At 67.0% G+C, this 15,818-nt stretch carries 14 protein-coding genes; 5 read left to right on the forward strand and 9 right to left on the reverse strand.

Annotated features, from left to right (window positions below):
* Positions 1-19: 19 nt before the first annotated feature.
* The gene (locus tag B7K21_RS06705) at positions 20-553 is read left to right on the forward strand and encodes a type 1 glutamine amidotransferase domain-containing protein (protein ID WP_084074426.1); all 534 of its coding nucleotides are present in this window, start codon (positions 20-22) and stop codon (positions 551-553) included.
* Positions 554-578: 25 nt separating this feature from the next.
* On the opposite strand, the gene B7K21_RS06710 is transcribed toward B7K21_RS06705, so the two are convergent.
* Positions 579-1,310: a sulfite exporter TauE/SafE family protein gene (locus B7K21_RS06710; protein ID WP_084074429.1), complete on the reverse strand. Its 732-nt coding sequence runs from the start codon at positions 1,308-1,310 to the stop codon at positions 579-581.
* Positions 1,311-1,507: 197 nt separating this feature from the next.
* On the opposite strand from B7K21_RS06710, the gene B7K21_RS06715 reads away from it, so the two are divergent.
* Complete coding sequence (locus B7K21_RS06715; protein WP_084074432.1) at positions 1,508-2,182, forward strand: HAD-IA family hydrolase; 675 nt, start codon at positions 1,508-1,510, stop codon at positions 2,180-2,182.
* Between the two features lie 14 nt (positions 2,183-2,196).
* On the opposite strand, the gene B7K21_RS06720 is transcribed toward B7K21_RS06715, so the two are convergent.
* From B7K21_RS06720 to B7K21_RS06735, 4 genes are read right to left on the reverse strand one after another with little or no spacing between them, the layout of a single operon-like run.
* Positions 2,197-3,312 carry a mannonate dehydratase gene (locus B7K21_RS06720; protein ID WP_084074435.1) on the reverse strand — a complete coding sequence of 372 codons (1,116 nt, stop codon included), beginning with the start codon at positions 3,310-3,312 and terminating at the stop codon, positions 2,197-2,199.
* A gap of 28 nt (positions 3,313-3,340) precedes the next feature.
* Positions 3,341-4,444, reverse strand: coding sequence for a sugar kinase (locus B7K21_RS06725; protein WP_084074438.1), 1,104 nt, complete (start codon positions 4,442-4,444; stop codon positions 3,341-3,343).
* 33 nt (positions 4,445-4,477) lie between these two features.
* Positions 4,478-5,104 carry a bifunctional 4-hydroxy-2-oxoglutarate aldolase/2-dehydro-3-deoxy-phosphogluconate aldolase gene (eda, locus tag B7K21_RS06730; protein WP_307155795.1) on the reverse strand — a complete coding sequence of 209 codons (627 nt, stop codon included), beginning with the start codon at positions 5,102-5,104 and terminating at the stop codon, positions 4,478-4,480.
* A gap of 40 nt (positions 5,105-5,144) precedes the next feature.
* Complete coding sequence (locus B7K21_RS06735) at positions 5,145-6,617, reverse strand: mannitol dehydrogenase family protein (protein WP_084074441.1); 1,473 nt, start codon at positions 6,615-6,617, stop codon at positions 5,145-5,147.
* A 304-nt stretch (positions 6,618-6,921) separates the two neighbouring features.
* Between B7K21_RS06735 and B7K21_RS06740 the strand changes: the two genes are divergently transcribed.
* Together B7K21_RS06740 and B7K21_RS06745 are read left to right on the forward strand one after the other, a co-directional pair.
* Positions 6,922-7,788, forward strand: a complete 867-nt coding sequence (locus B7K21_RS06740; protein ID WP_084074444.1) for an SMP-30/gluconolactonase/LRE family protein — start codon at positions 6,922-6,924, stop codon at positions 7,786-7,788.
* A 44-nt stretch (positions 7,789-7,832) separates the two neighbouring features.
* The gene (locus B7K21_RS06745) at positions 7,833-8,531 is read left to right on the forward strand and encodes a GntR family transcriptional regulator (RefSeq protein ID WP_084074447.1); all 699 of its coding nucleotides are present in this window, start codon (positions 7,833-7,835) and stop codon (positions 8,529-8,531) included.
* 45 nt (positions 8,532-8,576) lie between these two features.
* Here the strand turns inward: B7K21_RS06745 and B7K21_RS06750 are convergent, their stop codons facing one another.
* The 4 genes from B7K21_RS06750 to B7K21_RS06765 form a co-directional block, all read right to left on the reverse strand.
* Complete coding sequence (locus B7K21_RS06750; RefSeq protein WP_084074448.1) at positions 8,577-9,590, reverse strand: alcohol dehydrogenase catalytic domain-containing protein; 1,014 nt, start codon at positions 9,588-9,590, stop codon at positions 8,577-8,579.
* Positions 9,587-10,564 (reverse strand): ABC transporter permease, encoded by a 978-nt coding sequence (locus tag B7K21_RS06755; RefSeq protein ID WP_084074451.1) that lies wholly within the window; start codon positions 10,562-10,564, stop codon positions 9,587-9,589. The genes B7K21_RS06750 and B7K21_RS06755 overlap by 4 nt, the downstream gene beginning before the upstream one ends.
* Positions 10,561-13,038, reverse strand: a complete 2,478-nt coding sequence (locus B7K21_RS06760; protein WP_084074454.1) for an ATP-binding cassette domain-containing protein — start codon at positions 13,036-13,038, stop codon at positions 10,561-10,563. The genes B7K21_RS06755 and B7K21_RS06760 overlap by 4 nt, the downstream gene beginning before the upstream one ends.
* Before the next feature lie 92 nt (positions 13,039-13,130).
* On the reverse strand, positions 13,131-14,195 hold the full coding sequence (locus tag B7K21_RS06765) for a substrate-binding domain-containing protein (RefSeq protein WP_084074457.1): 1,065 nt from the start codon (positions 14,193-14,195) through the stop codon (positions 13,131-13,133).
* A 264-nt stretch (positions 14,196-14,459) separates the two neighbouring features.
* Here B7K21_RS06765 and B7K21_RS06770 point away from each other — a divergent pair, with 264 nt between their 5' ends.
* Entirely contained in the window at positions 14,460-15,704 is a 1,245-nt protein-coding gene (locus B7K21_RS06770) for a TIGR03862 family flavoprotein (protein ID WP_234989202.1), read from the forward strand.
* Positions 15,705-15,818 lie beyond the last annotated feature (114 nt).

The raw sequence follows: 15,818 nt of genomic DNA on the forward strand, positions 1-15,818 counted from the left end.
CGACCACAAGGAGGACGAGATGTCAGCGCTCATCATCACCACCAACTACGGCGTGGAGCAGGACGAGCTCGTGCGGCCCCTCGACGCCCTCAAGGGCGCGGGAGTGCCCGTGACGCTCGCCGCCGTCAGCATGGATCCGGTCAGCACGCTCGTGAGCGACAAGGACCCCGGCGCCAAGGTCGAGCCCGACTCGACGCTGGCCGAGGTGGACCCCAAGGACTACGACGTGCTCGTCATTCCCGGCGGCACCATCAACGCGGACACCCTGCGCACGCACCCCGAGGCGGTCGCGCTCGTGCGCGAGTTCGCCGACGCCGGCAAGACGATCGCGGCGATCTGCCACGGGCCGTGGCTGCTGGTCGAGTCTGGCGTGGCCGAAGGCCGCACCGTCACCTCGTACCCCTCGCTCCAGACCGACTTGCGCAACGCGGGAGCGACCTGGGTGGACGAAGAACTCAAGCGGTGCGAGGCGGAACCCTCGACGCTCCTCACCTCGCGCAACCCGCGAGACCTGGACGCGTTCGTGCCCGCCGTCGTCGAGGCCGCGCGCTGACGCGGCAAGCATCGCGAACGCCGCGTCAGACAAGAAGGTAGGCGGCGCCGATCACGGTGAGGACGATCACCATGGCCTCGAACACCGCTTGGTCGAGTCGCTCGGCGATCAGCCTGCCGCCGAAGGCGCCCACGAGCACCGCCGGGATCAGCACCAGGTCCAGCAGGAGACCTGAGGGCGTGAGCAGGCCGAGTGAGATAGAGAACGGCAGCTTCGCGATGTTGACGATCGCGAAGAACCACGCTGCGGTTCCCAAGAAGGTCTTCACCGGGAACCGTGCGGCGAGGAAGTACATCGACATCACGGGCCCGCCGGCGTTCGCGACCATCGTCGTGAAGCCGCCCAGCGTTCCGTACAGGACCCGGCCGCCGTGCGGTCGTTCGGGAGCCGACGTGCGCCGCCGCCACAGCGTGAACGCGATGAGGAGCAGGAGCGTGACGCCGATGACGCGTCGCACCGCGTCATCGTCCGCGAGCGCAAGGAACGCCACGCCCAGCAGCACGCCCGCGATCACCGCGGGCACGAGCCGCACGAGTGCGCCCCAGTCCGCGTGGCGGCGGTACGCCCACAGCGCGAACACGTCACCGACGATCAACAGCGCGAGCAGGGTTCCCGTCGACTGGCGCGCCGGCAGCACGGCGGCGAACGCGGCGATCGACAGGGTCGACGCGCCGGGAAGCGCGGTCTTCGAGATGCCGACGACGGCGGCACCGGCCGCGAGCAGCACCCATGCCGCGGTGGGGAGATCGGGCAGCATCGGCTAGGCCACCGCGTCGGTCGAGACGCGGGAGGACGCGCCCGACGCTGTCTCGCTCATGCGATGCCCCTCCCTCCGGGTGCCGTGGGGTCTCGCGCCCCGCCGCAAACTACCGCCTCCCGGCCTCGCGCGGCTACGGTCAAGGTCAGGCGCGACCGCCGACAGTGGTCGCAGGCAGGACAGGAGTGAAGGCCCAGATGAACGAGAACTTGCCCGCCGCACGCGAGACTCTTGAGGTCGAGGCGGTGCTGCTCGACATGGACGGCACGATCGTCGACTCCACTGCGGTCGTGGAGTTGATGTGGGCGCGGCTCGCCGACGAGCACGGCCTGGACCTCCAGGAGATCCTCGCGTACTCCCATGGCCGGCAGAGCCAGGACACCTACGCGAAGTTCCTGCCTCCGGGATCGGACATCGCGGCTGCGTGCGAGGAGCACGCCCGCACCGAGCTGACCCTCACGGAGGGCATCGTCGAGATTCCCGGTGCGCGCGTGCTGCTCGAGGCGCTGGCCGGGCTCCCGCATGCAGTGGTGACGTCGGCGCCTCGCGACCTCGCGGTCCAACGCATCGTCGCGGCGGGACTTCCTGTGCCGCCCGAGCTGGTCACCGCTGAGGAGGTCACGGTGGGCAAGCCTGATCCGGAGGGCTACCTGCTCGCCGCGAAGCGGCTGGGCGTCGATCCCGCGCGCTGCCTGGTGCTCGAGGACGCCGACGCGGGCCTCCAGGCCGGCATCGCGTCGGGCGCGACGACGGTGGTCGTGGGCGAGCATCGCTCCGAGGCGACCGAGACGCTCACTCGCGTCCACGACTTCACCTCGGTCAGGGCGCGGCCGGCGGCCGGCGATGGCATCGAGGTCACGTTCGGCCAGTGAGTCGCACATCCGTCTCAACTGCGACAGGCGTCCCACACCCCAAGAAGGTACTGAATGCCGAGCGCGCGATCGTAGAGGCCGTAGCCCGGACGCGGACGGTTCGTCGTGTTCTCGTCCCACAGATGGCGGCCGTGGTCGGGCCGTATGTATCCGGCATAATCGGCCTCCGCGTAGGCCCGCATCACCCCTACGGTGTCGACTGAACCCTCGTTCGCGCGATGCGCGACCTCGGTGAAGTCCCCGCCCGGCAGGTGCTTGATGTTGCGCACATGCGTGAAGTGGATGCGATCCATGAAGGTCCGCACGGCGGCGACTCCGTCGGCCTCCACGTTCGAGGAGAAACTGCCGAGGCAAAGCGTGAGGCCGTGGTAGGGGCTGTCGTTCAGCGACAGGACCGTCGCGAGGTGCTCCCTGGTTGAGACCACGCGGGGCCAGCCGAACAGGTCGAATGCGGGATCGTCAGGATGCACCGCCAACTCGATGTCGTACTCCTCGCACGTGGGGATCACCGCTTCGAGGAAGTAGCGGTAGTTCTCATACATGTCGGCATGGGTGACACCCTGGTACGCGTCATTGAGCTCACCGAAGTGCGCGAGCCGCTCCGGCTCCCAACCCGGAAGGGTTAGCCCCTGCGATCCAGCTGCCATATCCTCAATCAGCTTCTCCGGGGTCAGGGCGTCCACGACCGCCTTCTCGTAGTACAGCGCGGTCGAGCCATCAGGGAGCGGGTGCCAGAGGTCCGTCCGCAGCCAGTCGAAGACGGGCATGAAGTTGTAGCAGACCACCTTCACGCCCGCGCGCCCCAAGCGCTCGAGAGTGGTGACGTAGTTCGCGATCGCGTCGTCCCGTGAGAGTCCGAGCACGGTCTTGCCCACCTTGATCGACTCATGCACGTTGACCGACTCGACCACGGTCGCGTCGAAGGTCTTCGTCACGCCTGCGGCACGATGCTCGGGCGTGAGCTCCGTGATCTTGGCGACCTCCGCCGCGATCTCCTCCTCGCTCCACACCTCGCCCGCCTGCTTGTGGTGAAGAGACCACACGATGGTCTCGACGCCCGGGATCTGGCGAATCTGGTCAAGGGAGACGGTGTCGTTGCCGTCGCCGTACCAGCGGAAGCTCATCTTCATGGGGCAATGCTCCTGATTCTTGAGTGCGTCAGCGGTCGACTCGGGCGCCGCCGCCGGATGCGAGCTTGAGGATCTCGTCCTTGGACGCCATCGATGTGTCACCGGGCGTCGTCATCGCGAGCGCGCCGTGTGCCGCACCCCAGTTCACCGCCGTGCCGAGTCCCTCGCCAGCGAGGAGGCCAGCGATCAGGCCCGAGGCGAACGAGTCGCCGCCGCCCACGCGATCGAGGATCTCGAGGCGCTCGCGGTGCGTCGCATGCACGAGGCCAGTGCCGGCCGACCATGCGAGCGCGCCCCAGTCGTTGACGGTGGCAGAGCGCACGGTGCGCAGCGTCGTGGCGATCACGGAGAAGTTCGGGTAGGCCGCTGCCACCTCGTCGATCATCGCCGCGAAGCCGGAGACGTCCAGTTCGGAGAGGGACTCGTCGACGCCAGGCACGTCGAACCCCAACGACGCCGTGAAGTCCTCCTCGTTCCCGATCATCACGTCGATGTATGGAGCGATCTCCCGGTTGACCTCCTGCGCGCGAGCCTGTCCACCGATCGACTTCCACAGCGACGGCCGGTAGTTGAGGTCGTACGAGACGACGGTCCCGTGTCGGCGTGCGGCCTTGACTGCGGCGAGCGTGGTCTCCGCTGCAGTGTCGGACAGTGCCGCGAAAATTCCACCCGTGTGGAGCCAACGAACGCCACGGTCCCCGAAGAGGTGCTCCCAGTCGACGTCGGAAGCCTTCAACTGCGAGGCGGCCGTGTGACCGCGATCAGAGACGCCTACCGCGCCGCGCACGCCGAAACCGCGCTCGGTGAAGTTGAGGCCGTTGCGCACCTCACGGCCCACGCCGTCGTACGAGGCCCATGAGATGAATGACGGATCGACACCGCCCGCGAGGATCAGTCCTTCGATGAGGCGGCCCACCTCGTTGTCGGCGAGAGCGGTGACGATAGCTGCGCGCAGGCCGAAGGCTCGGCGCAATCCCCTCGACACGTTGTACTCGCCGCCGCCCTCCCATGCGCGCAGCTCTCGCGCGGTCCGGATGCGGCCTTCGCCGGGATCGAGGCGGAGCATCACCTCGCCGAGCGAGACAGCGTCGAAGGCGCACTCGCGGGCTGGTCGAATGGAAAGTTCAGGCATGTGTCCTCCTGGAATGTGTACGTGTCGGACGCGCTAGGCCTGCGCGAGCGCGATGGCCTGTGCGGTGATCTCCGTGATGCCGGCGAAATCGCCAGCGGCGATCATTGCGGGCGACACCATCCACGAACCACCGGCTGCTACCACGGCAGGAATGGATAGGTAGTCCTGCAGGTTCGCGGGCGATATGCCACCCGTCGGCATGAAGGACACGCCAGCGAAGGGGGCGCTGAGCGCGCGGATCGCGGCTGGACCTCCCGACGTCGCCGCCGGGAAGAACTTGACCGTGTCGAGACCAGCCTCGATCGCGGCCTGCACCTCGGTCGCCGTGACGGCTCCCGGGATAACGGACACGCCGCTCTCTCGGCATCGTTCAACCACAGCGCTACTCAGGCCCGGCGAGACGACGAAGGACGCTCCAGCGGCGACCACCTGGTCGACCTGGCGAGCATCGGTCACGGTGCCCGCTCCGACGATCAGGTCTCCTCGGGCGGCGAGCGCGCGGATCGCTTCGAGCGCGCCCTTGGTGCGTAGCGTGACCTCGGCGACCGGGAGACCCCCGTCGACGAGCGCCGCACCCAAGGGGTCAGCATCGCGCCAGTGCTCTAGCACGACCACGGGCACGATACGGCGCTCGACCAGAGTGGACATCTGAGCGTTCACCACTTCTCCTTTCGCGAGGCGCGCCGAGGTGCCGCGCTTGTCACAGCTCGACCCGGCCGGCTGCGACGCCATCGAGGCGCGCGGCTATCGATGAGGTCAGCTCGGTTGAGGCGGCAAGGTCCTGCGCGCCGATCGCGCCGAAGAGCCGTGCGATCCGTTCTGGCCCCGGTGAGACTCCGGACCAGCATGCGGCGAGTGCGGGGCTCGCGGGGTCGGTGGTCCCGAATGCCTGCCCGCCCTGTTCGTCGGGCCGGGTGGCATTCGCCCAGGCCGCGAGCGAGAGCTCGAGGATCGGCGTCGCCTGTCCCTGCGCACGCAGTTCCCGCAGCGTGCCGAGCCAACGCTCGGGGATCTTCAGGGAGCCGTCGGAGCCGATCTGGCGCAGCAAGTGATGCATCGACGGGTTACGGTAGCGCTCGACGAGGTCGTCGACGTAGGCGTGGGCATCGAGACCTGCGTCGGGCAGTGAGGGGGCGACTTCTGCGCCGAACGCTCGCACGAGCGCCTCGCCCCATGGGGCGCGAAGCACGTCAGCGACTGTGCCGCAGTCTGCGGCGAGCCCTAGGTACGCCATGGCCGAATGTGATCCGTTCAAGAGGCGCAACTTCATGAGCTGGTAGGGAGCGACATCGGGCACGAAGAGTGCACCGCTCAACTCCCACTGCGGTCGGGGGGCACTGAAGTGGTCTTCGAGGACCCACTGACGGTACGGCTCGCCGAGCACCGGCATCTCGTCTCGCAGCCCCAGAGCCTCCGAGGCGAGGACTCGGTCCTCGTCAGTGGTGGCGGGCACGATGCGGTCGACGATCGTCGCCGGGAACGTGACCGCCTCGCTCACCCACTCGAGCAGATCGTCTCGGTCGGCCCATCCGCTCTGCTCGATGAAGGTCCGGACGACTGTCGCGAGCGCGGGTCCGTTGCCGGCCATGTTGTCGCATGAGACGACGTTGAGAGGTGCACCATTCCCTCGCCAACGCGCGCGCAGCCCGGCCGCGAGCTGCCCCAGGATGGTCGCGGGCTCCGCGTCCGATGCTGTTGCGCGGAGGTCGGCCGCGATCGGCGCCGCACTGAGGTCGAGCGTGCCGTCGGGGCGGCGGTAGTACCCCTTCTCGGTCACGGTCAGAGTGACGGTTCCCACGCGCTCGGTGGTGAGGAGGCTCCTGACCTGCGTCAGGTCTGTTCCCAGGTGCAGCGCGTCGACGATGGATCCCACAGCGCGGGTGGTCAGCGCTCCGGGTGCTCGGTCAGTCACCGAATAGAGGCAGTCCTGTGCCCGCATCTCCGTGACGGCACGCGCCGCGAACTGCTCGACTGCGACGATTCCCCAGGGCTCTCCTGCGGCGGCTGCAGCCTGTTCGGTGTAGACGGCCTGGTGTGCTCGGTGGAATGCGCCGAGCCCGAAGTGCACGACGTGCGGCGTGAGGTCACCGGGATTGACGAGCGGTCGCGCACTCTGCTCGAGCCGGCCGAGGGTTGCACGCGAAAGCCTCTCCGTCGGCACGGTCCCGGTCATCAGCGGCCCGCCTTGTCGTGACCGTCGTTCGCGGGCATGGCGGGATGCCGTTGACCCGACGGGTCGATCTGCTGCAGCTCGGTCATGATCACGTTCCACTCCTCGGCCTCGATGCCTCGACACAGGCGACGAGTGATCGTCGCCTTGCGTACAGTCCTAGTATACAAGCGCAACGTCTCGTCGCTGTCAAGGCGGACTCGCCCGCAACCAGCACCGCGAACTACCGCGCCCACCCGCCGGGAAAGGCGAACTTGACAGCGCTGAAACGCAGGTATTGCATACAAGTGACAAAGGAGCTCAACCCATGGCATCGACAGCAGCGCTGCTCTCGTCCCGGTCCGCCCGCATCGCCTTCGATGGATTCCGTACCGAACCGGTGCTCGACCACCCCGAAGGGCTCGACTTCGACCCCGTGGACGGCAGCCTGTGGTGCGGAGGCGAGGCGGGACAGGTGTTCCGCATCGACCTCACACGCCAGACGATCGAACTGGTCGACCACCACGTCGGCGGCTTCACGCTCGGCCTCCGCTTCGGACCCGGCCGACGCGCGATCTGGCTCGACGCCGTCGCGCGGCAAGTGCGCTCGCTCGCTGTAGGGACCGACAGAGGCGTCGAAGTGCTGGTAGATCGCATCGTCGACGACCACGAGCTCGTCTACCCCAACGCCCTCGACATCGACACTGACGGCACGGTGTACTTCTCCGACAGCGACGGAGACGCGGACCACGGGGGCGGCGGCATCTACCGCATCGACCCCACCGGAGAGGCCTCCCTGTGGAGCGCGGGACCGTTTCACTTCGCCAACGGCGTCGCGATAGCTCCCGACCGCTCAGCGCTCTATGTGGCGGAGTCGGCCAGCCGCAGCGTAGCGCGCGTTGGCATCAACGCCGACGGCAGCGCGGGCGAGATCACGCGCGTATGGACCCTCGGCAACCGTGTGCCCGACGGGCTGACGTACGGCCCCGACGGCGCCCTCTACGTCGCGTGCTACTACCCGTCTGTCATTCTCCGGCTCGAACCGGACGGCAGCGTGACGACTGTGTTTGAGGACCCCATCGGCCACACATTGTCGAACCCGACCAACCTCGTATTCCGCGGCACCGACGCCTTCATTGCGAACCTTGGACGCTGGCACATTGCACAGCTCGACATGGCATCGGTCGTGTTGTGACCATCGACACGCGCGAGAACAGTGTTCGCAGATACGATTCCGACATGACCAGCCCTCGTACCAATAGGCGCGCCGTATACGAGGAGCTTCGGCGCCGCGTCGTAGGACTTGACCTCGGCCCAGGGGCACCGCTGTCCGAGAATGAGCTTGCCGCCGAGCTCGGCGTCTCGCGCACGCCTATTCGGGAGGCGCTGATCATGCTCGTACAGGACGGCCTGGTGCAGGTCTTCCCCAAGGTGGGAACCTTCGTCTCACGGGTGGACGAGCAGAGCGTGCTCGACGCACAGTTCCTCCGTGAGGCGGTCGAGCTCGCCTCTCTCGACGATGTCCCCGCGACGCCCGACCCGGTAGTGGTGGCTGAGCTGCGGACGATCCTCGCCGAGCAGGAGGCGTGCGAGGACGACCCGGAAGCCTTCTTCCACCTCGATGAGCAGTTTCATCAGGGACTCCTGAGGTTGGCGCACCATGAGGGAACCTGGCCCCCGGTCGTCGCCGCGAAGGCTCACCTGGACCGTGCACGCCGACTCGGCCTTCAGGGCCACTCGCTGCACACCTTCACCTCGCAGCACCACGAGATCTTGGACTCGCTTCTCGAGGGCGGCGCTGACAGCGCACGCCCGATCCTGCGCGACCATCTCAGGTCAGTGCTGCAGGACATCGCCCGAATCCGTGAGACCTCGCCGGAGCTGTTCGCTCCCACCTCCGGCCCTCCTGTGCGACGCAACGTCGCCGTCTGGGAGTGACCGCGCCACGTCGTCGCGCCGCCCGGGCACGGTACCGGGTTCCCTCTAGAAGGAGAGCGCAACCTTCGCCACGGTTGGATCCCGACGCTCGATGAGTTCGAAGGCCGCCTGCGCGTCGGCCAAGTCGAACGTGTGCGACACGGCGTCCGCGATGTCGACAAGGCCCTCCTGCACCAATCGGATCGCCTCGGGAAAGCGGCCGTTCTGAAGCCGCGACCCGCGGACGTCAAGCTCTTTCGAGGTGATCAGGAACTGGCTGGCCATCACCGGCGCCGCGTCGAACCCCATGGGGACCACTCGCCCCGCATTGCCCGTGACCGTCATCGCATCCATCAAAGAGTTCTTCGTGGCCGCGGCGTCGATCGTCACGGTTGCTCCGTAGCCGTCGGTGTGCCGCATCACGGCCTCGAACAGATCCTGCGACGTGAGGTCGATGACATCTGCGCCCATCGCCTTCGCAACCTCCAGGCGGGCGGGAGAGATATCCGCGACCATGACGTGTGCGGTCTTCAGGCGCGCAACCTTGTGCAGCGTGCCGCCCAGGGCCCCGTAACCGATGATGAGGAGCGTGTCGTCAGCGGCGAGCCCTGCCCTCGCGCAGCTTTGGAGGGCGATCGTGACCGGCTCGATCATCACGGCATCTGAGTCGGAGACGAAGTCCGGCAGCACATGACAGTCGTGCTCCGGCACTGCCATGAACTCACGGTGCCCACCGTCGATGTGCACCCCGCGCACCTGGAGGAACTGACAGACGTTGCCGCGATCGTGGCGGCACGCGTAGCACTCTCCGCAGTTGACCAACTGGCTGATCATGACGCGATCACCGGGGACGACTCTCGTGACGCGCCGCCCCACACGCTCGACCACGCCGACGAGCTCGTGGCCCATGATGCGCGGGTAGCGGGCCGCCGCATTGGTGCCGTCGTAGATGTGCACATCCGAGCCGCAGACGCCCACGGCGACCATGCGCACCAGGACGTTGTCGACCTCGGTGAGCGAGGGCGGGTCGATCTCGATGACCTGCAGGTCGCGGGGACCTGCGATCCTCACCGCTCTCATGCGAGCACCTTCCTGGTCTTGCGACGACGGGTTTGGACTCCGGCGACCGACAGCACGAGCACGCCCACGAGGAACGCACCCATCACGAGCTGTCGCGCTCCCGAAGGAAGCTGGTACATGCCCTCCGCCGTGCTGAGCGACGAAGACATCAGAGTCACCATCAGGGCGCCGAAGATCACGCCGACCACACTTGAGCGCCCGCCCGATGCGGCCGTGCCTCCCACGAACGCTGCCGCAACGGACGGCAGGAAGTAGGCGAGTCCCATGTCCTGGAACGCGCCCCCCATGACTGCGGCCGCGAGCACTCCTGCGAGGCCGCTCAGCACTCCGCCAATCACGAACGCACGGGTCACCACGGTTGGCGTTGGCACGCCTGCAAGAGTCGCCGCGGTTCGGTTCTGACCAACCGCATGGAGCTGGCGTCCGTAGCGAGTGCGGTACAGGAGCACCGCGAGAGCGATTCCGACGACTCCGACGATGATGGTCTGCACGGAGACCGGGCCGACGGAGCCGGTGACGAATCTGACGAATCCCGAGTGGGGCAGCACCTTCATGTGCGAGGCGCTCACCAGCACGATGGTGAAGAAGATGTATCCGGTGGCGAGGGTGGTGACCATCGCCGGGACCTTGAGATAGACGTTCACGAATGCGTTCACCAGTCCGCACAAACCGCCGATGAGTACTGCACCCACGAAGCCGAGCACGGGATTGAAATCCATGAGCGTGGTCGAGACATAGGCGCACAACGTGAGGATGTAGATCTGGGACAGGTCGATTGCCCCGTCACCCGAGGTGACGACCACCATCTGGCCTAGTGCGAGCAGTGCTGCGAACGTTGCGAGGCGGGCGCTTGTGAACAGCACGTTGCCATCCATGCTGCCGGTCATCGCTCCGATGACCAGGAAGATCAGGACGCTGCCAAGGATCGGCCACACGGCGGGGTAGCGGCGAACCTTCACCATGAGGTCGCTCATGCCAGCGCACCAGCCTTCCGGCGCGAGACGAGCCTTGCGGCCAGCACGCTGATGATGATGAGACCAGTGACGGCCATCTGCAGGTTGGAGTCCACGTTGATGAAGACCAGCAGGGACGTGATGAGCGACATGGCGATCGCCGCTGCGACCACACCGACAGGTACGACCACGCCGCCAGACATCTCGCACCCGCCGACGATGACCGTCGCGATGCTGATCATGCAGAACGCGAGCGATGTGTTCACATCAGCCGCGTACGTCACTGCGGTGAAGAACAGGCCTGCGAAGACGACCATCAGGCCAGCCATCGCGTAGTTGATCATCTTGCCCATGAGGTATGACCAGCCGGAGCGCTCGACGGCGTCGCGGTTGTTCCCGACGCCACGGAGCACCATGCCGTACTTCCAGCGGAACAGTACGAACCACGCGCCTGCCGCGGCGACGATGCAGAGCACGGCCGACATCGGCAGGAACAGGATCTGCATTCGGTAGAAGGAGCTGAGCCACGCAGGGCTCGCACCTCCAGGCACCGGCGCGATCATGAGTGCGATGCCAAGCCATATGAACTGGGCGCCGAGAGTCACGACGATCGCTGGAAGGCTTCGTAGGTGTATGAGCGCCCCCATCAGCGCGTACGCGACGATCAGGAGCACGAGACTCACGACTCCCACCACGACGCTTCCGCTGAGGAGGAAGGCCACGAGCACGTTCGCGAGGCCGATCGAGTACCCGTTGCCCATATCGATGTCGCCTGACGCCACGATGAACATCTGGCCGAGAGCGGCGAACACGAGCGGCACGGCGGTGCCGAGGAGGAGTCGCGCTCCGGTGAAGCTGAGAATGTTGGGATTCACGGCCGCGTTGAGCGCAAGGATGACGAGCATGGCAGAGATCGGCAGAGCCAGGCGCGAGTGGAGAGCCTTCGCGAACAGTGAGCGGCTTGCCTCCTCGTGCGTCGCGCGCTGGACCTCCGAGAACGACGCCCGCACGATGTTGGGCACGGAGACTTCGTCGCCGGCAAGCTCTGCCGTGATCTGACCGTCGCGCATGACGTACACGCGGTCACAGATCTCCATCTCGGCGTCCTCGGTGGAATGGAACACGACGGCCTTGCCGGCGGCGGTTGCCTCGTCGAGCAATGTGTAGATCTCCTGCTTGGTGCCGATGTCCACGCCTGCTGTCGGGTCGTTGAGCACGATGATGTCGGCACCGGAGGCGAGGCCGCGGGCGATGAGGGCCTTCTGTTGGTTGCCTCCGGACAGTGCGGTGATGGGGCTGTCCACTCCCTCGGCGCGGAACTTCAGCCGGTCGTACCAGGCACCCGCGAGCGCTGCGGAGCGCTTGCGGTCCAGCAGGCCCCATCGTGTGACGCTTGTGAGGCTCGAGATGATGATGTTGTCGAGGATGCTCCACAGCGGGAAGACGCCCTCGCTGGCACGGTCGCCGCTGACGTAGGAGACGTCGCCATCGACCCTCAGCCGACCATCCCGGCCTGGGCGTGCGTCGAAGATGCTGCGCAGCAGCGCAGGCTGACCGCTTCCGACGAGGCCGGAGATGCCGACGATCTCTCCGGCACGGACTTCAAGGTTGACGTCTTTGAGGCCGCGCCCGGTGTACTGCTCCGCGCGCACCCTGACAGTGCCCTCGGTGGACTCTGGTCGCTCGCGTCTCGCGAGGTTCGCGCGGACGCCGCCGCCCATCAGTCCGACGAGGTCGTCGGCGGTGATCTGCTCGGGATCGAACTCGCCTGCGTCTCGCCCGCCCTGCAAGAGGACGATCCTGTCGCTGACATCGCGGATCTCGTCGAGCTTGTGCGAGATGTAGATGACTGCCACGCCGGTCGCGGCGACCTTGCGTACGGCCTCACTCAACTGGGCTGCACGGTTCGCGGAGAGCGCGGAAGTCGGCTCATCGAGGATGAGCAGCCTCAGGTCGTCGCCCATGAGTGCTTTGCAGATCTCCACGATCTGTCGGCCAGCGAGCGAGAGGTTGGAGACTGGCTGTGCGACATCAATGCCGTGGCCGGGGAAGTACCTGTCGAGCAGTTCTTCTGCGGCAGCCTTCTGTCGGGCGCGCCACCCGCGAGGGGACAGCATTCCGTGGTCCATGTTGAGGAGCGCGAAGTTCTCGTAGACGGCGAGGTTCGTGCATAGCGACAGATCTTGGTATGCGCATGCGATGCCAAGCTCGGTGACGTCGTGATGGGACACATGCTGCGCCTGGCGGCCGTCAATGACGATGGTGCCGGAGGTGGGCTCGAGTACGCCGGTGATGATCTTCATGAGCGTGCTCTTGCCAGCGCCGTTCGGGCCGACGAGCCCGATGACCTCTCCGGGCCGGATCGTCAGATCGGTGCCCGCGAGCGCCTGCGTAATTCCGAAATGCTTCTCGACGCCTCGAATCTCGAGCAACGGGCTCGCGCTCGTGAGGGTGGCGGCGTCGGGTGCGGGAGCGGTGTCTCCGTGCAAGGCCATGCTGTCCCGTCTCCTCGTGTGTCGTCTGCTGGGTGCAGGGGGGGTGCGAGCGCGGCGGGCCGTTGGGAGCTTCGGCCCGCCGCGCCGCGCGATCAGTTGTAGAGGGTGCTCCGCACCCACTCGCGGTCGTAGGTGGGTGCCGCGATCGCCTCGTCGTCGACGTCGGCGTACTGATCCACCTCGTCGGCGGTGACGATGCCGATCGGGTGGATCATGTCCGACGGGATGTCGTACTCACCGGAGAGCACGTCCACGGCCACGTAGACGGCTGTGGCGCCGTCCCAGGGGTTGGCGGATACGGAGATCGTGTCGTAGCCCTCAGGCGCCTCGTTGGCCCACCACTTGAGGAAGAATCCACGGTTGTCACCGCCGATCATGGGCAGGTCGGCGCCGGCCTGCTGGAAGGCCTGCACTGCCGCGTAGGAGTCGCCACCCTGCGTGACGACGCCGTCGATGCTGCCGTACTGCTGGAGAAGGCTTGGCAGCACGCCTGCGAGCTCGCTCTGCGCCTTCGAACCTGTCCAGTCGGTGTAGATCTCGGCAGCCACGGTGATGCCCGGGTAGTTCTCGAGCGCGTCGAGGACGCCTTCATGCGCCTTCGCATCGAATGCGTCGCCCTCCATGCCGCGCAGCTCGATGATGGTGCCCTCACCGCCGATGCCTTCGGCGATGTATGTGGTGAGCTGGTTCATCTGGTCCGCTGCGTCGAAGTAGATCTGGTAGACGCCGTCTGCGTCGGTCTCGATCGGGCCGTCGTTGACGGTGATGACGGGGATCCCAGCATCCGATGCTTCCTGCACCACGCCGGTCAGGGCGGTGGCCGAGCCCGGGTCGATGATGATTGCGTCCACGCCCTGCAGGATGAAGCTCTGGATCTGCTGGATCTGCTTGTTGTTGTCCTGGTTCGCTTCCGCAAAGATCAGCTCGGAGACTTCGCCAGTCGCCATGAGCTCCTCTGCGGCCTCCTTCGCGTAGGCCTCCATGGACTGGCGGAAGGTGTTGCCGTTGAATGAGTTGCTGAATCCGATGACGTAACCGTCGCCACCGGGCGCTGTGGGATCGTCGGTCGTCGTTCCGCCGTCGCTGCATGCGGCGAGCGTCCCAACGAGCGCGATCGCAACCATGGGAAGCACGGCCTTGCGGGTCCTCCGTGACATCTGTCCTCCTCGTTGAAGCCGATGTGTATGGCCTGGCGGAGACACCTGCGTCACCGCCACTGGGGGCTGCGCCAACGAATTCGCCGGCACTTCCCGGTACTTGTATACAACGCTTGTATGCGTATGTCCAGTCGTCCCCGCACGAGTGCCAGGAGACGTTATCGGAACGAGATGTACGCGCGGGGGACGAGACCCCTCGCCACGCGACGTGCACTACGTTGGCCCCATGGTCACGTGTGCGACGGCGGTTGCCCGGCGGCGACCGTGAGCCCGCCGACTTCGAGCACCGCGGCCGTCATCGGCGGCGGACCTGCCGGACTCTTCGCGGCGCAGACACTCGCTGCAGCTGGCGTGAAAGTGACCGTATACGAGCGCATGCCCTCGCCCGGACGCAAGTTCCTGCTGGCGGGCCACGGAGGGCTCAACATCACTCACTCAGAGGACCGCGCACCGTTCCTCGGGCGCTACGGACCCTCCGCAGATCGGATCGCGCCGATGCTCGAGCGGTTCAGTCCGGAGGATCTGCGCGCGTGGTGCGAGTCCCTCGGCCAGCCGACGTTCGTCGGCTCCAGCGGGCGCGTGTTCCCGCAGGCGTTCCGCGCGACTCCCCTCTTCCGCGCCTGGCTTGCGCACCTGGCCGACGCCGGGGTCACCATCGAACGACGCTCCGCCTGGTCGGGGTGGGACGCCGACGGGCGCGTGCTGATCACCGACTCGTCCGGTCGTACGCGGGCGGTCAAGAGCGACATCACCGTGTTCGCACTGGGCGGTGCCTCATGGCCCCACCTCGGAGCCGACGGCTCGTGGGTCGAGCCGTTCCGCGAGCGCGGCGTCGAGGTGACGGAACTCCGGGCCGCGAACGTGGGGCTTCGCGTCGCGTGGTCCGACGTATTCGCCCAACGCTTCGCGGGGGCTCCGCTCAAGAACGTCTCCATCACGGTGCGCGGCAGCGGCGCGCCACCTCGGCGCGGCGACGCGATGCTCACGCGCGCCGGCATCGAGGGCGGCCCCATCTACGCCAGCGGGGCGACCATCCGCGCGGCGCTCGATGCCGCCTCAGCGGGGGACGATGCGTGCGTGCTTGATATTGACCTCCGGCCCGACGTCGACGCAGCTGAACTCGAGAAGCGGCTGTCGCGACGACGGCCCAAGGACTCGGCCACGACCTGGTTGCGCCGTTCCGTGGGGCTCGACCCCGCAGGCATTGGCCTGCTGCGGGAGGCGGGTACGTTGCCCACCGAGCCCGCCGCGATGACGGCGCTCATCAAGGCCGTGCCAGTGGCGGTCGTCGACACGATGCCGATCGACCGTGCCATTTCTACTGCGGGTGGCATCGCGTGGTCCGAGGTGGACGAGCACCTGATGGTGCGCCGCATGCCAGGCACCTTCGTGGCGGGCGAGATGCTCGACTGGGAGGCACCCACCGGCGGGTATCTGTTGCAGGCCTCGTTCAGCATGGGGGCGTGGGCGGCGGACGGCGCGCTCGCGTGGCTGGGACGCGACGTCTAGTGCGAGCCAGCCCCGGCGTCGGGCATGTGAGGAACCCACGGCATCGTCCACATCTCTCCCGCTTCGCACAGTCATGCATCGCAAGCCACGCCCTTCGCATGCAAGTCGCTTGAC

This window comes from Demequina sp. NBRC 110052, assembly GCF_002090075.1.
Taxonomy (GTDB): domain Bacteria; phylum Actinomycetota; class Actinomycetes; order Actinomycetales; family Demequinaceae; genus Demequina.